Origin of the sequence: Thalassobacillus devorans MSP14 (assembly GCF_000496835.1) — a bacterium.
GTDB classification, from domain to species: Bacteria; Bacillota; Bacilli; order Bacillales; family Halobacillaceae; genus Thalassobacillus; species Thalassobacillus devorans_B.
This window is the reverse complement of record NZ_KI543236.1, coordinates 215,602-236,987: the sequence shown is the minus strand read 5'-3', so window position 1 is coordinate 236,987 and position 21,386 is coordinate 215,602. Positions and strand designations below refer to the sequence as shown.

General features: G+C 44.3%; 17 protein-coding genes. 2 read left to right on the top strand and 15 right to left on the bottom strand.

What is annotated here, in order from left to right; all coding sequences use genetic code 11:
- Positions 1 to 97: 97 nt before the first annotated feature.
- The 7 genes from P855_RS0101960 to P855_RS0101930 form a co-directional block, all read right to left on the bottom strand.
- Entirely contained in the window at positions 98 to 958 is an 861-nt protein-coding gene (locus tag P855_RS0101960; RefSeq protein WP_028782016.1) for a GNAT family N-acetyltransferase, read from the bottom strand.
- A gap of 260 nt (positions 959 to 1,218) precedes the next feature.
- Positions 1,219 to 3,504 carry a glycoside hydrolase family 65 protein gene (locus tag P855_RS0101955; RefSeq protein ID WP_028782015.1) on the bottom strand — a complete coding sequence of 762 codons (2,286 nt, stop codon included), beginning with the start codon at positions 3,502 to 3,504 and terminating at the stop codon, positions 1,219 to 1,221.
- A gap of 65 nt (positions 3,505 to 3,569) precedes the next feature.
- Positions 3,570 to 4,613 carry a LacI family DNA-binding transcriptional regulator gene (locus P855_RS0101950; RefSeq protein WP_028782014.1) on the bottom strand — a complete coding sequence of 348 codons (1,044 nt, stop codon included), beginning with the start codon at positions 4,611 to 4,613 and terminating at the stop codon, positions 3,570 to 3,572.
- Between the two features lie 105 nt (positions 4,614 to 4,718).
- The gene (locus tag P855_RS0101945; RefSeq protein ID WP_028782013.1) at positions 4,719 to 6,257 is read right to left on the bottom strand and encodes an alpha-amylase family glycosyl hydrolase; all 1,539 of its coding nucleotides are present in this window, start codon (positions 6,255 to 6,257) and stop codon (positions 4,719 to 4,721) included.
- A 42-nt stretch (positions 6,258 to 6,299) separates the two neighbouring features.
- Positions 6,300 to 7,142 (bottom strand): sugar ABC transporter permease, encoded by an 843-nt coding sequence (locus P855_RS0101940; protein ID WP_028782012.1) that lies wholly within the window; start codon positions 7,140 to 7,142, stop codon positions 6,300 to 6,302.
- Positions 7,143 to 7,147: 5 nt separating this feature from the next.
- Positions 7,148 to 8,446 (bottom strand): carbohydrate ABC transporter permease, encoded by a 1,299-nt coding sequence (locus P855_RS0101935; protein ID WP_051353044.1) that lies wholly within the window; start codon positions 8,444 to 8,446, stop codon positions 7,148 to 7,150.
- 192 nt (positions 8,447 to 8,638) lie between these two features.
- A complete protein-coding gene (locus P855_RS0101930) occupies positions 8,639 to 9,943 on the bottom strand; it encodes a sugar ABC transporter substrate-binding protein (protein ID WP_028782010.1) in 1,305 nt (434 codons plus the stop codon).
- 306 nt (positions 9,944 to 10,249) lie between these two features.
- On the opposite strand from P855_RS0101930, the gene P855_RS0101925 reads away from it, so the two are divergent.
- Positions 10,250 to 12,001 (top strand): alpha-glycosidase, encoded by a 1,752-nt coding sequence (locus P855_RS0101925; RefSeq protein ID WP_028782009.1) that lies wholly within the window; start codon positions 10,250 to 10,252, stop codon positions 11,999 to 12,001.
- A 56-nt stretch (positions 12,002 to 12,057) separates the two neighbouring features.
- Here P855_RS0101925 and asnB read toward each other — a convergent pair whose 3' ends face one another.
- Positions 12,058 to 13,905, bottom strand: a complete 1,848-nt coding sequence (gene asnB / locus P855_RS0101920) for an asparagine synthase (glutamine-hydrolyzing) (RefSeq protein ID WP_028782008.1) — start codon at positions 13,903 to 13,905, stop codon at positions 12,058 to 12,060.
- A gap of 115 nt (positions 13,906 to 14,020) precedes the next feature.
- Positions 14,021 to 14,380: a YisL family protein gene (locus P855_RS0101915; protein ID WP_028782007.1), complete on the bottom strand. Its 360-nt coding sequence runs from the start codon at positions 14,378 to 14,380 to the stop codon at positions 14,021 to 14,023.
- Between the two features lie 159 nt (positions 14,381 to 14,539).
- On the opposite strand from P855_RS0101915, the gene P855_RS0101910 reads away from it, so the two are divergent.
- The gene (locus P855_RS0101910; protein ID WP_028782006.1) at positions 14,540 to 15,733 is read left to right on the top strand and encodes an ornithine--oxo-acid transaminase; all 1,194 of its coding nucleotides are present in this window, start codon (positions 14,540 to 14,542) and stop codon (positions 15,731 to 15,733) included.
- Positions 15,734 to 16,553: 820 nt separating this feature from the next.
- Here the strand turns inward: P855_RS0101910 and P855_RS0101905 are convergent.
- The 6 genes from P855_RS0101905 to P855_RS21990 form a co-directional block, all read right to left on the bottom strand.
- Positions 16,554 to 17,264: a hypothetical protein gene (locus P855_RS0101905; protein WP_028782005.1), complete on the bottom strand. Its 711-nt coding sequence runs from the start codon at positions 17,262 to 17,264 to the stop codon at positions 16,554 to 16,556.
- A gap of 509 nt (positions 17,265 to 17,773) precedes the next feature.
- Positions 17,774 to 18,331, bottom strand: a complete 558-nt coding sequence (locus P855_RS0101900; RefSeq protein ID WP_028782004.1) for a hypothetical protein — start codon at positions 18,329 to 18,331, stop codon at positions 17,774 to 17,776.
- Positions 18,328 to 18,960 (bottom strand): SCO family protein, encoded by a 633-nt coding sequence (locus tag P855_RS0101895; RefSeq protein ID WP_028782003.1) that lies wholly within the window; start codon positions 18,958 to 18,960, stop codon positions 18,328 to 18,330. The genes P855_RS0101900 and P855_RS0101895 overlap by 4 nt, the downstream gene beginning before the upstream one ends.
- Before the next feature lie 76 nt (positions 18,961 to 19,036).
- Complete coding sequence (locus P855_RS0101890; protein WP_028782002.1) at positions 19,037 to 20,716, bottom strand: cbb3-type cytochrome c oxidase subunit I; 1,680 nt, start codon at positions 20,714 to 20,716, stop codon at positions 19,037 to 19,039.
- 13 nt (positions 20,717 to 20,729) lie between these two features.
- Positions 20,730 to 21,191 (bottom strand): cytochrome c oxidase subunit II, encoded by a 462-nt coding sequence (locus P855_RS0101885; protein ID WP_028782001.1) that lies wholly within the window; start codon positions 21,189 to 21,191, stop codon positions 20,730 to 20,732.
- An 11-nt stretch (positions 21,192 to 21,202) separates the two neighbouring features.
- Entirely contained in the window at positions 21,203 to 21,349 is a 147-nt protein-coding gene (locus tag P855_RS21990) for a cytochrome c oxidase subunit 2A (protein ID WP_152526165.1), read from the bottom strand.
- Positions 21,350 to 21,386: the final 37 nt, after the last annotated feature.

The following is a 21,386-nucleotide window of genomic DNA, read 5'->3' as shown; positions in this document are numbered from 1 at the left end:
GTTTTCCCAGCCGCCATAATCGCTACCAATAATCTCGAAACTGAGTCTTCAATTATGGGAGCTTATCTGTAAAATCAACAACGGGATTTAACAGAGACTATTGCTGAAGTGCTTTTTGATAGTAACCGGTCGATTTCGTTGCCACAAACCCAAGCTTCCTGTACATCTGATAAGCCCGCTCGTTCTTACTATCTACTTCAAGCGTAACTTTTTTATTAGACAGGCGTGTTGCTTCCTTAATCAAATGCACCATTATTTCTTTTCCATACCCAAACCCTTGATGTTCAGGTAACACGCATACGCCATAAATAGAGGAAGCTTCCTCATCAACGGCAATCGCGCCCATGCCAATTGGACTGCCCTGGTAATAGGAAAGGAACATATGGTGATTGGACTTTTTTAAAGCAGCCGAGATGAATGTACGGGCATCTTCTCCTGGCAGACCGAATGCCCGCTCCTGAATGTTTGCCAAAGTATCCACCTGATCTGCTTTTGCCTTCATGATTTCTAGTTTTCCATTGACCTCCAGGAAATTTTGTCCACGAAGCTCCATCAGGTATTCGGTATATTGATAGGATGCTCCCCTTCTCTGTGCTACTGCCTTACCTGTCTCAGAATCTTCATTCAGGACATAAAGCAGAGAAGGGATTTTGTGCTTCTCCCATGTTTCACATAACCGATTTTCCAACATAGAAAAATATCCTTTTCGCCGGTAGTCCGGATGGGTGACGGCCATCAATTCAATTTCTTTTTTTGCAGGTATGAAGGACACAACAGCAGCAATCAACTCCTCATCCTTATGCATTGTGAACACCCATGGCAAAGTGGTATCAAAATTCAAATTGTCGGCGATATACATCTCACTGTCGATGCCATCATGGGTTTTCAGTTTACTCTCTAACGCACGTATATCCTTGGCTAATCGTGGTTCTACTTGGGTATGGGACGTAATTTTCAATGGGCACTCCTCCACCTGATAGGATTCTTTCTTATTATAACTGATGGAAATGCTGGAAGGCCGCGCATAGAAAAATTATTTTTCCTGGTTGATTGTTTTTTCCAAATCCTGTTCCTGCCTGCCAAATATGTTTCAATCATAAGATGCAAGCTTTTCTTCTAAGCTACGATTTCGCTGCGGAATTGGAGCAAAAAATTTTCAGCTATTTTACAAATCAAAAAGGCCGGTCCATTTTGGAACAGCCTTCTTGATTCGACTATTTATATAGTAATTTCCCCTTCAGCTGGCAGCTGTTTTTCTTCGCCATTGATAAAAATTGCGAAGTCACTACCTTCTTCCTGTGTAATCACGACTTGCTGATGATCGACGCTTACTTTGATCAAGTGGCCGCGGAAGTTAATTTTAAAGGAATAATCTTCCCAGGCTTTTGGAATGAACGGTTTGAAGTGTAATCCCCCTTTTTCTACCCGCATGCCAGCGAAGCCATGAACGATAGACAACCAGGATCCAGCCATACTTGTGATATGGAGGCCGTCTTCCGTATCGTTATTATAGTTGTCGAGATCGAGTCTTGCTGTCCGCAGGTACATTTCATATGCTTTTTCTTCGTAACCGATTTCTGCTGCAATGATCGAGTGGACACATGGTGATAAGGATGATTCATGAACCGTCATCGGCTCATAGAAGTCGAAGTTGCGTTTCTTCTCCTCCAATGAGAAGCGATGGTTCAGGAAGTACATGCTTTGCAAAACATCCGCCTGTTTGATGAAGCAGGAACGCAGGATCCGATCCCACGACCAGTTTTGATTAAGCGGCAAATGTTGTTCATCAAGATCTGCTACACGGATCAAATCCTTATCGAGGAAACCGTCCTGTTGTAAATAGACACCAAGCTGCTCATCCACTGGATAGTACATGTGTTGAATGATGTCTTTCCAGTGGTCGAAGTCGTCCTCAGTCAAGCCTAATTGATTTTTTAATTCTACGAATCGCTTTTGATGGTTCCGTTCCAGGAACAAGGTGACAGACAACGTGTATTCCAATGTCCATGAAGCCATACGGTTCGTATGCCAGTTGTTATTTACGTTGTTTTCGTATTCATTCGGCCCGGTGACGCCAAGAATCATATATTTGCCTTTACGTGGATTGTAGTTGACCCGGCTTGCCCAATAACGGCTGATTTCTGCCAGCACTTCAAAACCGTATTCCGGAAGATAGGAGGTATCACCGGTATAGTTCACGTAATTCCAAATCGCATGTGCGATCGCACCGTTGCGGTGTATTTCTTCAAAAGTTATTTCCCATTCGTTATGTGATTCTTCTCCATTCATCGTCACCATCGGATAAAGGGCGCCTTCCATGCCGAGCTTCGTCGCATTTTCTTTCGCTTTTTCTAAATGTCGATAACGATAGATTAATAGATTGCGGGCGATGGATGAATCAGCTGTACCAAGGTAAAATGGCAGGCAGTAAGCTTCGGTATCCCAGTAGGTGCTTCCCCCATACTTCTCGCCCGTAAAGCCTTTAGGACCGATATTCAAAAGCGCGTCCTCACCTGTATACGTGTTATAAAGCTGGAAAATATTATAGCGGATCCCCTGCTGGGCTGACGTATCTCCCCCGATAGTCACATCAGCATGATTCCAACGGCGTTCCCATGCTTCCATTTGCTGCTTGAACAGGGAAGTGAAACCTGTATCCGCTGCTTTTGTTACCTGCTTTTTTGCTTTATCCGCAAGCTCGTCTTTATGGAAATGCCTGCTTGTTGTAACAGCTACATATTTATAAAAGCTTACCTTTCCCCCAGGTTTGATGCTGGCTGTATGTTTTTGATCCACATATTCTTTTTCATTCGCAACATCTTCTACTTTCGTCTCCTGACCGACAAGCTGATTTGCCATCGCTGCAGAAACATCGAATTCCGTCTTGCGGGTACGCATCGTCAAAACGGCCTGTTCCTTGTCAGCTTCATGATGGACAGGCATCCAGAAGTCTTCATCATAATTGGCATCTTCATTTCTGACGTCGCCATCCATATAGGGCTGGAAGGTGATTTCCCCTTCAAAGTCTTCGGAAGTAACCTCGTACTTGATAGCAATAATCGATGCATTGACGATAGAAAAGAAACGGGTGACCTTTCCCTTGATATGTTTCCCTTCTGGGCTTGTCACATCAAATTCACGGTAGAGGTATCCGTGTTTCATATTCAATTCCCTTTTGAAATCGTGCACTTTCCATGTATGAAGATCCAATTCCTCGTCATCAGCAAACACACGGATGCCGGTTACATTCGGAGCATTCAATACTTTAGCGAAATATTCCGGGTAGCCGTTTTTCCACCAGCCGACCCTGGTCTTATCCGGATAATAGATTCCTCCTATATAAGTGCCTTGATGAGTATCGCCGGAATAGGTTTCTTCAAAAATTCCACGCATCCCCATCTGGCCATTTCCGATACTCATCAAGCTTTCGGCCAGGCGGTTGTCTTCAGGATGCAAATGGTCTTCAATGACTTTCCATTCATCAATTTTGCAAATCTGTTTCATCTTTATCACCTCTTATTTAGAATAGGCAAACGTTTGCATCTTTGCAGGAAAAAGAGAGAACCGCATCAGGCTCTCTTACTTGTTTCCTCCTTCAAATGTTGCGTAGACATACGGTGTTTGATTTCAAACGGCACGATGATCCGCTTGGCAGGTTCATTTTTATTCTGTATTTTTTCAACCAGACATTTGCATGCCTGGGCGCCAAGTTCGTAAATATTAATATCCACGGTAGTCAATGGCGGACGGGTGACCTCAGCCATATAAACATTGTTAAAGCTGACGATCGACACGTCCTCCGGTACATACAGACCGAACTCCTCCAGCATATTGATGACTCCGATGCTCATCAGATCATCAGAAATCACAAGGCCGGTCGGTGGTTCCTTTAAAGAAAATAATTGATGGACCGCTTTTCTTCCCCCGGATTTCAAAAATTCGGTGTGGACGCGGTATTCTTTTTTGATTGGAAGGCCAGCCTGCTGAAGAGCTTGCTCATAGCCTGTAATACGGTCGACGGTGACAGCCAGGTCTTTGGACCCTCCAATAAAGCCGATGCAGCGGTGACCAAGCCCGATCAGGTGCTGTGTGATTTCTTTGGAGGCCCCGATGTTGTCGTTATCTACATGACTGATCGTATCGATGTTCTCATTCGGTTTCCCGACGATGACAAATGGAAAGTTTTGTTCATGGAGAAACTCCATGACTTTATCTCTTAACCGCGAATACAATAGAATGACACCATCCACGCGATTCCCGTGGACCATACGCTGGACTCCCTCCAATATTTCCTCTTCCGTTTCTCCCGTTGAAAGCAGTAAAGAATATTCGAGGTCATGGGCTACGGCACTGATTCCACGCAAAACCTCAGGGAAAAATGGATTTTGCAAGGCTTTGTCTGCACTGGAAGGCATTACGACACCAATCGCTTGTGTCGAACTTCTAACCAGGCTCCTTGCGTTTACATTCGGGTGGTAACCAAGATCTTTCATCGCTTTCCTTACCCTTTTTTTTGTGGCGGGACTGATCCTCGGATTATCGGCTATGACGCGCGATACCGTAGAAGGAGCCACCCCTGCCGCTTTGGCAACTTCTTTAATCGTAACTCCCATGACACTCACCTTCTATTCCTTCTGATTTCAATGGCAGATCCTATACTGATGAGCGGTTGCTGCTTGCTCTTTCGATCATTGTACCTTATTATAAATGGCTAAAAGTCAATTCTTGCTGCTTTTTCTACTTAATATGATGACCCCGATGACAAAGGCTGCAAAAATACCTCCGACAAACAACAGGAAGGACCAGTTCAGACCAGTGTTCTCTTCGATCAAGTACACTTCTGACTGTTCTCGTTCCATGGCGATTTTGTAGGTACCTTCGTCCACTTCCCTGGCGATATCATCGGTCAGCATTCCGCGCAGCTGTTTATCCGGAGGAAGGTTTTCCAGCTCGATGGTACGTGTTTCCACATCATTATTGAGGACAACTACTAACGTCTGATCTTCATAGGTACGTTTATATGCTGCAAGCCCGCCTTCGTTGTAGAGCTCTTCATAATCCCCTTTTGTCAGCGCCGGGAATTCTTTTCTCATCGCTGTCAGCTGCTCGATTCTTTGTTTCAACTCTTCATCTGCGGCTTTGAAGTTCATCATCCGGCGATTATCCGGGTCTTCTCCGCCATCCAGCGGTACCTCTGTCCCATAATAGGTGATCGGGATTTCAGGCATCGTGAATTGATAGGTCAATGCCAGCTTCCAGCGGGTTATCGGATTTTGTTTATTCTCAATCGCCTTTCTGGTAAACCTGACATTATCATGATTATCAACGAAGGAACTTAACATACCAGGCTCTTCATATAATTGTTCATTCGCCTTCCACACACTCATCGGACCATTCAAAGAATTGCCCGCCTTCTGAAATGACTTGTTGATCGCATTGAATAATGGATAATCGACAAAGGAGTCAATCCCTGTTTCTTCATATGCCGCAATTTCACGCGGGCTATCGTGCCAAACTTCCCCAAGCAGGAAGAAATCCGGATCAATACTTTTCACATGGTCATTGAAGTCCTTCCAAAAGTCTTTCGGTACATGCTTGACCGTATCCAACCGGAAACCGTCCACTCCCGTTTCCTTGATCCAGAATTCGGCTGCATCAAATAAGTACTGTTTCACTTCCGGATTTTCTGTATTCAAATCCGGCAGTCCGGCAAGCCAGGCATTTTCTAATACGGATTGGCTTTCACCCATCATCCGTTTTTCTTCATGGAACCAGTCTTCTTTATTCGGATCGTCCAGCCATGCGTGCTGGTACCCTGTATGATTGACGACAAAATCGAACAACACTTTCATGTCACGTTTATGAGCTTCTTCTACCAGGCGCTTGGCATCTTCCATGGTGCCAAAATGCTCTTCCACTTCCATGAAATCTTCAATCCAGTAGCCGTGATAGCCTTTCGGTTCGTTATTCATAATCGGCGTCATCCAGATCGCTGTGTAGCCAAGGCTTTTAATATAATCCAGCTTCTGGATGATCCCTTCTATGTCTCCACCGTGGTATGCCTTCGGATCGTCTGTATCCACCTCATAGTCATTTTCGTAATTTCCATTAAAAAAACGATCGACCATGATGAAATAGATCATTTCATCGTTCCAGTCATTTTCTTCTTTTTCATCAGCTCCTAAAGCAGTCATAGGAAAAGAACAAAAAAGAAGAAACGGAATGATGCACAAAGATAACAGTGCTTTCGTCCTCATTTCCGCTCCCCCTTATCATTAAAATTAAATGTCCATTTCCTATTATCCTTTGGTAGCTCCAGATGTCAATCCTGAAATCAAATAACGCTGCAGTAATAAGAATACAAGTGCAATCGGCACAGCGATCAGAATTGCTCCTGCAGAGAAACGAGTAAAGTTATTAGAAAACTGATCATTGATGAAATTAAATAAACCGAGAGCGAGTGTATACTTCTCCGGACTGGTCAACACAATCCGCGGCAGCAGGAAGTCCATGAACGGAGCCATGAAGTTAAAAAGCGCTACAACGGCAAGAATCGGTTTAGCCAAAGGAAGCATGATGGTCCAGAAAATTTTCAAGTGGCCGGCTCCATCCATTTTCGCGGCTTCATCCAGCTCTTTCGGAATGGTATCAAAGTACCCTTTCACCAGCCAGGCGTTGAATGGAATCTGTCCTCCAAGATAAATCAGGGTCAGACCTGCTAAGGAATCGATCAATCCAATTGTACTTAGCAGGATGTATAATGCAACCATCCCCATTAAAGCCGGGAACATTTGCAGTAACAGGAACATATACAACCCATACTTTTTACCGATGAACTTATAACGGGAAAATGCATAAGCGACTAATGATGTCAGAATCACGGAACCGATCGCATTGGCGAATGCTACCAGCAGACTATTCTTATACCAGATGACATAGTCACTTCCCGGGTCAGTGAACAACCATTTATAATGCTCCAGTGTCGGGTTTTCCGGTAGCAATTTCGTAACCAGCATATTCGTGCCAGGGTTTATACTCATCATTACTGTCCACAGCAATGGGTAAGCAATCAATACAAACATCACTGCTAAAAATAAATATATGAACGTTACCTCAATCCTTGACTTCGTTTTTTTATTCATCGCCATCAGTAACGTCCCTCCTCTTTAAATGCAGCCGTTTTACGGAATTGATAGAATGCAAAAATTGAGATTACCAATCCCATTATGATCGTGATAGCTGCAGCCATATTATAGTTATTAGTTTCAAATGTCAGTTTATATACCCAGGAAATCAGGATATCTGTACCGCCAGCAGACTGGCCCCGGACAGCGGGGTTCCCTTCGTTGAAGAGATAAATAATATTGAAGTTATTGAAATTCTGAGCATATTGCATGATCAGAAGTGGTGCTGTGGCAAATAGGATGTGCGGCAGTGTGATGAAGCGGAACTTCTGGAATCGTGTTCCTCCATCAACATCCGCCGCTTCGTACATATCCGCCGGCACACTTTGCAATACACCTGTGAACAAAGCGAATACGAACGGGAAGCCAAGCCATGTCTGAATCATGATCAGGGCGACCTTAGCCCAAAATGGATCTGACAGCCAAGGGATCATCATCCCGAATTGGCTGAGGATATCACGGTTGATCGCACCGAACGTTGGATTGAATAATGCTGAGAAAATCAAAATTGATACAAAAGCCGGTACCGCCCATGGCAAAATAAGTACGGTGCGGATCGTACGCTTGAACTTGATACGTTTGTCGTTGACGAGCAAAGCCAGAAACAGACCAAGAACAATCTGCAATGTGGTCGCTACTACTGTCCAAACAATCGTCCAAGTGAAGACATTCAGGAATGTATCCTGCCAAATATCCACGTTCACCAGGTTGACGAAATTCTCAAACCCGACCCAGTCCAACAGTTTTCGTGGAGGTGAATTATATTGATTGTAGTTGGTGAAGGCCAGCGAGACCATGAACGCCAGTGGCAGTACTACTACGAAAATCAACATGATAAAGCCCGGCAGGATCATGAAATATGGAAATCCACGATCGTAGAAATCCTGCATCGCTTTGAAAAATGTCGGATTCGGTCTTCCGGCTTCTCTAGCAATTGCATCATTACGAGCATCTTTAACATTGAAAATATATATAGCGATTCCAAAGAAAAGCACCACTACCGATATAAAGCCCTGTATCAATAACTGGATGGAATGATGTTCCCTGGGAATCGTACCTAATGTGAAGAGTCCCCAGATTCCGATATCGATATAATCCCAAAATGCCATTAAAAAAGAGACAGCAATGACGAATAAAAGTATGCCTTTAAAGAATCGGCGGTTAAACATTTGTCCCAGTCCTGGAACGAAAACAGATAATAAAGTAGCAATATTGCGGGGTTGTTTGATGTCAAATGCTGCTTTTTTATCATCCTTTGCCATAATAATGTCCTCCCCGGTGATGATTAGAAAAACCTGGCTTTTCGAAGTACATATGGTGAAAGCCCAAGTCTTTTCTTATTCTCTAATCATTTAACAAAGTTAAACTTTCTTAGTGTATAAAAATGGCAGATGGAAGGCGGTCCGCCTTCCATCCCCCATTTCGCTCTTAATTGCATGAGCTTTTTTCTCTATTTATTGTCCGGCACCTGAAGCTGCGATGTTATCCTTGATGATTTGAACCGCTTCATCAAGTACTTCGTCTACAGGCTCACCTTTTGAGATAAATGTAAGTGCATTGTTGATTGGTTCCCAAACTTGCTGCATTGCAGGGATACCAGGCATTGGCTCGCCATAAGTCGCCTGTTCAGCGAAAGCGGACATGATTTCATCATCCGCGATTGCCGGGTCTTCGATAGAATCTTTACGCGCAGGCATTTCACCAGCCATGTCATAGTATGTCATCGCGTTTTCACTATTTGTGATGAATGCCATCAAGTCTTCCGCCCACTCTTTGTTTTCAGAGTAATAGGAAAGCATGTAAGATTTCACACCTACAAAAGATTTAGGGTTTTTGCCATTTTCAAGCTTTGGAAGCGGAGCAGCTGCCAGGTCGTCACCAAGGGCCTCCTGGTATTCACGCACCATCCAAGGTCCATTGATTACTGTAGAAACCTTTCCTTCTTTGACTAACCCGTTCATGATGTCCGGCGTCAAGTCCTGCGGAATATATCCGTTTTCAAACCAGGATTGGATCAACTTGCCACCTTTGACAGCGCCTTCGTTGTTCAATCCGATGTCATCAATGTCATAATTACCATTTTCATTACCGAAAACATAAGCACCATATCCGGAGAAGAATGGGTAAGTGAAGTAGAAGTTAGCACCTTCCATCAGGAATCCATACTTGTCTTCTCCTTTTTTGGTATCTCTTTCAGCAATAGCCATCAAGTCTTCCATTGTTTTAGGAGCTTCTTCCACTAAAGACTTGTTGTAAAATAATGCATAGGTTTCTGTAACTGCAGGGTAGCCCCACACGTCACCTTCATATGTGACAGCATCGATAGCAGTTTCTGTGTATTCGTCTTTTTTATCTCCAAGATTCACAGGGTCTACAAGACCTTTAAGTACAAGATCACCGATACGGTCATGCGGCTGGAAAATGATATCCGGGCCATTCCCGGCAGGTCCTTCTACATCCAGCTTTTCAATTTGGTCCAACATAGAGATTGGAATGATCTCCACCTCAATGCCTTTTTCTTCTGTGTATTTATCTGTGATCGTTTTTAACGCTTCTTCCTGTTTCTCTTCTGCGTTCATCCAGACAGTAAGTTTTTCAGGCTTCTCCGGCATTTCACCTTCTGTATTGCCTTCAGTTTCTGTAGTATCTCCGCTATCTGCGTTCCCTTCTGATTCTTGTCCACTTTCATCAGGACCACAGGCAGCAAGTGCACCGATCATTAATAGTGCGGCGAACAACATACCTAACCATTTCTTCATTGTATTGACCTCCCAAAGGTATATTAGTGCAAGATCATGTAATCGATTTCAACGCAATTTAATGAAAACGATTGCACATATCTTGATTTCTATTATACAAAAGCTGAATTAATTTGCAAGACAAATTTACTACTTTTAACAAATTACATAGATTTCTTTTATTTAGGTTAAGATAGCGCTTACATGATAACGTATGAACCCTGTATGTTTCCATTGACTTTCTGATTACTTTTGTCTACTTTTAGTCTATAAGTAATATTTTATAGCACTTTTTGTGCAAACGATTGTGTTGAAAGGATGAGATACTTGTTAAAAGAAGCGATTTACCACCGTTCAAAAAACCATTTCGCTTATGCATATGATGACGAAACCTTGCATATCATGCTGCAGACCAAGAAAGACGACCTTACTTCCGTTGCACTTATCCATGGAGATCCTTATCATTGGGAAAATGAGCAATGGATATCGGAAACACTTCCTATGGAGAAAACAGGTTCTTCGGAACTTCACGATTACTGGAAAGCTGCTATCAAGCCTCCTTATCGACGACTGCGTTATGGATTTGAAGTTTCGGATGGGTCCGAAACAAGCATCTATACAGAGCGGGGATTCTATGATAAAGCGCCTGGTGACACCGCTGATTATTTTGCTTTTCCATTCCTTAATCCCGCAGATGTGTTCACGGCTCCAGAATGGGTCCGGCAGACAACCTGGTATCAGATTTTTCCAGAACGATTCGGTAATGGCGATCCATCCTTGAATCCGGAGGGTACGCTTGCTTGGGGCAGCGCCGACCCGACACCGACTAACTTTTTCGGAGGCGATTTCCAGGGTGTGATCGACCACCTGGATTATCTTGTTAAACTCGGCATTAACGGAATTTACTTTACGCCGATTTTCAAAGCGTATTCGAACCATAAATATGACACCATCGACTACATGGAAATCGATCCGCAATTCGGAGATAAAGAGACATTTCGCAAATTAGTACAGGAATGCCATGAGCGGGGTATTAAAGTGATGCTCGATGCTGTCTTCAATCACAGCGGTTACTACTTCCCTCCTTTCCAGGATGTGTTGGAAAAAGAACAAGCATCCAAGTATAGCGATTGGTTCCATTTACGTGAGTTACCGATAAAAACAGAGCCAGTGCCGAATTATGATACATTCGCCTTCGTCCATACAATGCCGAAGCTGAATACGGAGCACCCGGAAGTGAAACGATATCTTCTCGATGTCGCCCGCTACTGGATAGAAGAGTTCGATATCGACGGCTGGCGCCTCGACGTCGCCAATGAAATCGACCATGCCTTCTGGAGGGAATTCCGCAGGGTGGTAAAATCAGCAAAACCCGATGCTTATATTCTTGGTGAAATTTGGCATGATTCCATGCCTTGGCTGCAGGGCGATCAGTTTGATGCGGTCATGAACTATCCTTTCACCAATGGAGCCGTGGAATTTTTCGCAAAAGATTCCATGAAGGCTAGTGAATTTGCTGATACAATCACAAAGGTACTTCACATGTATCCTGACAATGTGAATGAAGTCGCGTTTAACCTACTCGACAGCCATGATACACCAAGAATCCTGACGCTCGCGGGCGAGGAAAAAGCACGCGTCAAACTTTTATATTTGTTCCAACTATCATTTATCGGCACGCCGTGCATTTATTATGGCGACGAGATTGGAATGAGTGGCGGCCAGGATCCAGGCTGCCGGGAATGTATGATATGGGATGAAGAAGAACAGGACCGTGATTTGTTTACCTTTGTCCAGCAACTTCTTAAATACAGAAAGGATGTTCCTGCATTTGGGAATGATGGTTCCTTCCGTTTTCTTGAAACGAGCGATGACACAAGTGTCATTGTCTATGAAAAATTCAACCAAGAAAACAGGCTGATTTTTGTCGTAAATAATAGTACTCACCAACAAACGTTCACAGTGGATGCTTTAACAGATAAACAAGCGACAGCGTTATTTACGGATGAAAGCATTAGCTTTAATCATGAAGCAAAAGTGACACTTCCTGCTTTCGGCTTTCATATTTTCCAACTGTAGAAATAGAAGGCTCCTCCCCCCATACAAAAAGGACCGGATATCACCGGTCCTTTTTGTTATTTTATCGAAACTTGATAGTGTTCGAGCCAATAGTTGATCTGGCAAAGATGGGCAAGTAACTGCGGCCCTGTCATCAGCTGGCCGAACCAGGGAGCATCAATCGCCTGCCCTTTCGTATCAGCGAGATTACGCAGCTCGTTCCGGTCAAACAAATCGAAAATCGGTGCCTGCTTATCAACGAGTATTTCATTCATCCAGGCCACTACCGCATTGGTGTATACCGGGTTATGGGTTTTCGGATAGGGGTTTTTCTTCCGGTACAACACCTCATCAGGCAGTATCCCTTCCAATGCCTTCCGAAGCAGTCCTTTTTCTTTCCCATCCAAGTGCTTCATCTCCCATGGGACATTCCAGACATACTCGACTAGATGATGATCACTGAATGGAACACGAACCTCCAGACTCGCTCCCATGGTCATCCGGTCTTTGCGGTCAAGCAGTGTCTGCATGAACCAGTGCATATTCAAATAAAACATCTGCCTGCGCTTTTCCTCTACCGCCGACTCGCCTGAAAGCTTCGGCATTTCATCGACTGTCTCCTGATAGCGGGCCAGCATATACCCTTTCACATCCAGTTTTTGCTGCCACTCCTTATTGAGCAGCCCGTTTCTAAGGTTCAGCGAGCGGATCCATGGGAAGCCTTCCCGTTCCAATTCCTCTTGCCTGTAAAACCACGGATATCCACCGAAAATTTCATCAGCGCATTCTCCTGATAAACCAACGGTCACTTTTTTCTTCACTTCTTCGCTGAACCAAAGCAGTGACGAATCGACATCCGCCATCCCGGGCAGGTCCCGTAATACGGTCGCTTTTTTCAGAAGGCGCACTAATTCTTCATTATCGGCAATACAACTTTGATGGTTTGTGCCATGCTCCTTTTGAATTAAGGCAATAAAGTCTTTATCGCTTGCGGGTTGAAAGGCATTGGCTTTGAAATGTTTGTCATTACCTTCAAAATCGATTGAAAACGTATCAAGCGCTCCTTTTCCCTGTTTGCGATATTGCTCTGCTGCAATCGCGGTGATGGCACTGGAATCGACCCCTCCTGATAAAAATGTTCCAAGCGGGACATCGGAAACCAATTGCCGATCCACTGCATCAAGAAAAAGTTCCCGCACCTTTTCCACGGTTACATCTAGGCTGTCTTCATGAGGTTTACTTTCCACATTCCAGTAACGCTTTATTTTCAGCCCTTGTTCCCTGGTAAAAGTAGCAAAATGACCTGCACGTAAATCATGGACGCCCCTGAAAACACCGCATCCTGGTGTCCGGGACGGTCCTAATGCCAGCAGTTCATGGAGTCCAGTAGTATCCATTTCCGCAGCAACTTTCGGATGGGCGAGCAGTGCTTTGATTTCAGAGCCGAATAGCAATCCTCCATCTGACTCCATATAAAACAACGGTTTGACCCCAAGCCGGTCCCGTGCCAGAAATAACTTTTGTTCCGCATCATCCCAAACAGCAAATGCGAATATCCCATTCAAATGGTTGACGCATGACTCGCCCCATTCCATATAACTGGTCAATAACACTTCCGTGTCAGAATGGGATCGGAACGTCCAGCCTTTTTGATGCAATACCGTTCTTAAATCTTCTGTATTATATAATTCTCCGTTATAGCATAGCGTAAAGCACTTGTCCCCGACTTTTCGCGTCATTGGCTGACGGCCGCCGGCAGGGTCAATGACAATCAGCCGTTGATGCCCGAACGCTGTGTGCCGGCCCAGCCATTGGGTCCCTTCATCAGGCCCGCGGTGCTCCAATGTCGCTGCCATGGCAGCTATCGTATCATAAGCACAACTCAAGTCTTTCCGAAAATCCGTCCAACCGACAATTCCGCACATATATCGAGCCACTCCTTCTTTGTAGCTGAAAAAAGATAAACTAGTATATGTACGAGTACCTGGCCATATGAATAAAAAAATGCCCGGTCATAATGACCGGACATTCCATCTGTAATTATGCTGGGAGAATGCCTAATGGCATAATCCCAAAACCTAGAATCAATGCTATTGCAAAAGCAATCAAGAGCTGTGTCCACCAACTGGAAGCAGGCTGGGCCTTAGAGACCTTGATTGCCACCATTTCAATCGCTGCAATCGCCCAAAGACCGACCAGCATTTTTACGATGACCAGTATCCCGATGTCAGCATAGGAAGCGAACAGACTGCCACCAGAGTATAAAATAAGTAAATAGAGCAACCGCATAATCATGTGTGTAATTTTAGCAGCTTTCGCATTCCCCGCACGGGAAAATGTCAAGACCAGAATCAATAACGCTAATGTTATCACCCATGAGGTGATATGTAAGTGTGCCACTAAACTTCCTCCTTTTGCTATCAATCTACCGTTATAGTACCATGTTTACACAAATTTATCCTAATAAAACCTTTCAGGGGAATTTTTAGACTAGAGAGAAAATTAGTCTGAAACCTGTTATAATGGATGAAGATTTTTGAATTGATATGGAGGGATAGAATGACAAGAACTAGTCAAGAAATCATCGACCAAACGCAGGAATTCGGCGCAAAAAACTATCACCCGCTTCCGATTGTGGTAGAAAAAGCGGAGGGTGTTTGGGTAGAAGATCCTGAAGGTAACCGCTACATGGACATGCTCAGCGCTTACTCGGCTGTCAACCAGGGCCATCGCCATCCACGAATCATTGAAGCATTAAAAAACCAAGCAGACCGTGTGACCCTGACGTCACGCGCCTTCCACAATGATCAACTCGGACCATGGTATGAAAAGATTTGCAAGCTCACCAATAAAGAAATGGCACTCCCGATGAATACGGGAGCTGAAGCGGTCGAGACAGCGATTAAGGCAGCACGTCGCTGGGCTTATGATGTCAAAGGGGTCGCCGATAACCAGGCAGAAATCATCGCCTGTACCGGTAACTTCCATGGCCGTACGATGACTGCTGTTTCCTTATCTTCTGAAGAAGAATATCAGCGTGGCTTTGGTCCAATGCTGCCAGGCATCAAATTAGTTCCATACGGGGATATCGATGCGCTCAAAGAGGCCATCACTGAGAATACAGCAGGATTCTTAATTGAACCGATCCAGGGAGAGGCTGGAATCGTCATCCCTCCAGAAGGTTTCTTGAAAGAAGCATCCGAAGTTTGTAAAGAAAACAATGTTTTGTTCATCGCTGATGAAATCCAGGCAGGACTGGCCCGGACCGGCAAAATGTTCGCCTGCGACTGGGAAGACGTAACACCTGACATGTTGATTTTAGGTAAAGCACTTGGCGGCGGTGTGTTCCCGATTTCCACTGTAGTAGCTAACCGTGAAATCCTGGGTGTCTTCAACCCTGGATCCCATGGCTCTACATTCGGAGGAAACCCACTGGCTTGCGCAGTATCTCTCGCTTCCCTGGAAGTGCTGGAAGATGAAAAACTGGCAGACCGCTCTCTTGAATTAGGCAACTTGATGATGGGAGAATTGAAAAAAATCAATAATCCGATCATCAAGGAAGTACGCGGAAAAGGTTTATTCATCGGAGTCGAACTTACCGAACCTGCACGAAGCTATTGTGAAAAACTGAAGGAGAAAGGCCTCCTTTGCAAAGAGACACATGAAAACGTCATCCGTTTCGCCCCTCCTCTGATTATTAATCGTAAGGATTTAGAATGGGCGATCGATCAAATCAAGGAAGTATTATCTTAATGAAAATGAGCCTGGCGAATATTCGCCAGGCTCATTTTTACTTATAAGTAACTTATTCAATTATATGGCCGAATTGTGGAAGACTCAGCTTCAAAGTAATTTGGGTTCGTTACCGAGACAGGCGAAAGGGTGGCTGGAAAACGATTCGCTTTCCAGCTTCATCGCCTAGACACTCGCGACATAAGCAGTCCATCAACGGGAAGAAAGAACACTTCCCTTTTGCTGTTCTGCTTATGCGTGTCGTGTCTCCCAAGGCGATTACGCATTCGTTTTTTTCCTGTGGGGGAGGCTGGCAAGCCTCCTCGGCCGTTTCACGACCTGTGGGGTCTCGCCTAGCCCCTTCTCCCACGGGAGTCTCACCGTTTCCCCGCCACCTTATCCATATTTTGACGAACGAACCCTACGTTGTGAGAAGATATCTTCCACATTTTCTGCATGAAAAGCTCAATGATTCAGGACATAAGCTCTTTTCAGCTGTTAAGATGGTGGTTCCGCATATCGATGTTTCCGTTAGTCTTACAAATGCAAGGAGGGCCGGGAAATTGCGAGACTCCTATGGGAGGATAGGACATGGTGAGATCCCGCAAGGCGGAGCCTGAGGAAGCTCACCGTACCCCCATGGAAAGCGAGTGATTTCCCGGCCCTCCAGAGATTATCTACCGTAACGGAAACAGTTTCTCTCGAAACTGAGTCTTCCATTAAAGGGAGCGTTAACTGCAAGAGATTTAATGAGAGTGCATTAAAAAAGGAGTGTATCTTTGACAGATAAACTCCCTTCGACTTGGCTTATTAAAATGTCAAAGGCTCTCGCAAAATGAATTTATTCCCGAAAAATGGCAAAGAGCTTTCCAAAAATTCCTTGAGGTTTTTGTTGAACAGTTTGTTCTAACCGTTTATTAAAATCATTTTGCATCTGCCATTCTTTTTTTTGCTCTGCACGCATGTTTTGTAATTCCTGCTGCAGCATTTCACTTCTTTGCCTTTCTTGTTCAAGCAAGGTTTCATAATGATTCTCTTGCTGTTCCTTCAATTTTTCCAGTTTGGCCTGTGTCTTCTGGGCAGAGTTTCCAACTCCTGAACTTATCACGTGGTGATCTTGCTGGAGGCGGGAAACCGTGGTTTTCAGCTGAGCCATATCGTTAGATAACTGGACGTTCATTTCTCGGGCAGCTGCAAGTTCACTGGCTAAAGCCCTCATAAAATCCTTCAACTGCTCGGGGTCCTGGAGTGAATGGTCATATGTACCGGGTGCCGCCACCTCTGTTTCAGGAGGGGTTTCTAAACGCTCTTTCTGCAACTGTACCAGTTCTTTTGTTATTTCGTTCAGAGGTTTGTCCGTATCGCGTATCGCTATAAGCGCATCAACATCAGTTTTCACGAAAATACGCCGATCGCCATCCTTGAAAAACTCATATCCATTACGTTCTAATATTTGGCCGTACTTTCGGACAGTGGGGGTAGCTATACCTACTTCCTCGGCCACTTCTTTCGTTGTATAAGCTCGTTCATTCGGTTGTATATCGTGTCGCATATCGGCCCTCCTTATCTAATTAATAATATGAAGGTTTTTTGTCGAATTTGCAAGACAAATTAATAAACGATATGACTTGTAAGAAAATTGAGTCTATTAGATTATTATTTGTTAACAAAGCTTTCCAACTGTCCTCTACCTTATACCTATCTAAGCTTTCATATCGCTTATAACCATAAACGATATATCTGCGTATCGCTCAGTTTAAGTATCGCCTGCCAATATGGTGCTTTTCTCATGTCTGAATATATAGCAAAGCTTTCATTTGATTTTATACCCTTTCAAATAGTCTGATTATCCCAGCCTCACGTTATCAAGAGCGTTAATGCACATACGATCAAACCCCATCTATCAATAAAAAATCGAGTATAAAACCATGGAGATTTCATCCTCGATTTATCCTGCCATTTATATAAATTCTTGACGTTATTGGAACTACTTTCTTTGAGTTACCAGGAAAGCTACTGGTTTCCTGGCAGAAGTTACTGCCAGGGCTATTATACAAAAACCTATATATTTTCTGCTAAGTCTGTAATATAACTGTAAGCCAGATAAATAATCATACAAACCGCAGTCAATAGAAATCCCCAGCCTAATGTAATTTGGTCAATCAGCAGATAATTGTTGCATAATTGGTTCGGAGACCAAATATATAACCATCCCATCACTATAAATAAAAGTGTAAAAAAGATAATAAGGCCATTTTTCCAGGATGATTTAAGCTTTTTCCAGCTGTCACGCAGCGGGACCCCTGCCAGGAAAGGCAAAGAAATGAACTTGAACAATTCTATATACCATAGGTTCAACGCTTCATCCATCGACCTTGGCAGTGTCCAATAGACAATAACCAGAACGAAAAGCAGTAACCCTGGAATACCATTAGGATTCCACTCTTCAAAAAAGCGCGGGAATTTTCTTATCATACCGGGGGCGAGTAAGAAGCCGATTGCCGCAAACAAAGTCATTTGCATATGCATGTGGATAATCATCACCGACTCCATCAAATTGGCAACAGGGGGCAGCATGAGAAAAATATAAAGTATTACTACATAATAGATGCCCTTCATTTCTCTTCGCCCTCCTCCATAATTTCCATTACAGTAGCCGCCGCTTCTCTTGTTTCCTGATAATCCATCACTTCCACCAGCCGTCCGTCGGGATCAACAAGATAAAAAGCAGAGTTATGGGCAAAGTTGCCGTATTCATCAGGTATGACGATGACACCGAAGCGATCGAGCAGCTCATCCAGTTCCTTCTGGTCCGGAATTCGAGCCATCCGCCACGTCTCTCCATCACTTCCGAGCCACTCCCGGTACGTGTCCAGCACCTCCGGAGTGTCACGTTCCGGGTCGAAGCTGATACTTAAGAACTGAATGCCTTCTTCAACCACGTCCTCCGGCAGCATCTCATAGACTTCAGCCATATTTTTCTCAAGCTCCGGGCACACTGTGCCGCACATGGAATAAAAAAATGTGATGAATACATATTTCCCTTCAAACTCGGAAAAAGGATAAACCCGGCCCGCATGATCTTCCAATGTCACCTCAGGGAACATTGGTGTTTCTTCTTTCAGCTGGTTGACCCTTGCCTTTTCCGATGTATATGCTGTGAAACCATCGGTTCCGAGATAAAGCAGGACCAGTCCGAAGACAGCAATCACAAAATAAGATAGAAGGGTTTTATTTTTGTTGACCATCATGATCACTTCCTAGTTATCAATTAAAAAGAAAGAGAGCAATGCTTCCCCAAAGCCTGCTCCCTTCTTTTGTCATTTACCAGGTTTTGAATGGGGGGGAACCTGGCGGCGCGTTGACGATAAAGTCGACTAATGGAATCACATAGGCCATGCTAACTAAGGTAAGCATGAGGACGATCCAGAGACCCCAACGTTCTGTCCACATAGGTGTCGGTGTAGCATCTTCTTCCTCTTCCGCCATTGGAAACTCGGTTTCGCCTTTCGGTGCAAAGAACATCATATAGAATACAGCATAAACTTGAAGCAGCACACCGATCATCAACAAAGTCCCACCGATCGCGAGGAAAAACAAGTACGGATCCCAGCTTAAGGCAGTAGCATTATCAAAATAGGTGGAATAAGAAGTTCTTCTAGGTGACCCTAACAGTCCCACCCAGTGCATTGCTCCTGACATCAACACCATTCCTACCGTCCAGACGATGGTTTGGATAATGCCGAGTTTATTGATTTTCGGGGTCAAAACTCGCCCGGACACATAAGGTACAAGCCAGTAGCTGACTCCAAAAAATGTCATCACGACTGTCATCCCCAAGGTCAAATGGAAATGACCGACTACCCACATCGAGTTATGGACAACCTGGTTCAATTGATTTGTGCTTTGGACGATCCCGCCCGCACCGGCCGGGATGAAAGCAGCCATTGCGATGAACGGTGCAAGGAAACGGACGTCTCCCCAAGGCATCTTTTTATACCACCCTACCAGTCCTTTTCCGCCTTTTTTCCGTGCTGTCTTTTCGAAAACTGCGAACATCGCATAGGCGGTCATCAAGGAAGGGAAACCGATCGCGAGACTCATAAACACGTGCATATATTTAACAGATTCTGAAATGCCAGGGTCAACAATCTGGTGATGGAAACCGCCTGTAATATTCATGATGACTAAGGCAATAACAACCACACGTGTCAATAAATCGCTCCAGCGTTTCCCGCCGATGATTTTCGGAATGAATACATACCAGGCAGAAATCGCGGTCAAATACCAGATGTTTACTAAAGTGTGGCCGAATGCCCAGAACAGCGTTCTTGAAACCATCACATTGATCGTTTCGATCCAGCCGAACGCCCACGGAATAATGTAAAATACTTCAATCGCAACCGGTAGGCTGCCGAAGAATAATAACACGAATACACCGGTAGCAAAAAAGGAAAAAATCGGAATGTGCTGTCCTTTGTGATTTTTCCTCCAATTAGCCACGTTGATGAACGCACCGAACGCAAGCATCCAGACACCCAATACAATAAAGACGAGGCCAATGTAGAACATCGGGGCTGCCGCCATCGGTGGATAGAAGGTATACATGACAGAGGCGTCACCTTGTAAAACCGGGATGACAGCGAGTACGAATCCGAAGATTTTCATCCAGAACCCGATCCATGCCATTTTCCGTACTTTTGGAAGCAGCCCTCCCAACGTATGAGATAACCCTGCATAAAAGTAACCAATCGTGAAGAATGCTGATAAGACGACAACTAATAATAGCCCGTGGGCTGTCAATACTTTATAGTAGTTTGCCCATACAGGCAATTCGAGAATTCCGGCTCTGTTCATCCCTTGCAGCAGTCCGAGAAGACCTCCAAATAAAATGGCGATGAATGCGACAGACAAATATGATTTAGTTATTCTGGCATCTTCCTGGCTGATTCCAAGCGCTTTGTTGGCTTTATCTTTCCAATCATAACTTTTTAATGCTTCCATCTCGTTCCCCCCTTTACTTAACTGTAATTGTTGTACTCATCATCTGGTGGCCGGCACCGCAATATTCGTTGCAAAGAACAAGGTACTCACCAGGCTTATCAAATTTTTGTGTTATTTTCGAAATGTAACCGGGCATCACCATCGCGTTGATATTGGTACCAGCTACCTGGAACCCGTGCGTCACATCCTTCGAAGTCATCGTGAAATGAACGGTAGATCCAGCCGGAATTTCAATTTTATTTGGGGTAAAACTGAAAACCTGCAGCGTCATGACCACTTCATATTCATTTTCACCAATTTGTGTTACGCCAGGGTTATCGAATGGAGCGGTCTCATCCACTTTTTGCGGATCGATCCGTTCCCCGTAGCTCGGCGGCCCCATATCTTTCGCGAACGCCTGGTAGCCAGTAATCAGCATGAACCCGATAATCATTCCAAAACTCAACGTCAGCCAAACTTTTTCTGCTTTATGCATGTTCTTCCCTCCTATATTCTGGTCATATACAATCCGTAAATCAGAAGATACGTAACAAGTATGACTCCCCCTACCACAGCCACCGAGAATATCGTTCCTTTAATCGTAGAACTCTCTTCCACCACTTCCTCGTTCTGCTTCACATTTGATTCCGCCATTTTGAATCCCCCCTAACTTTTTGTTAATTCCATAATA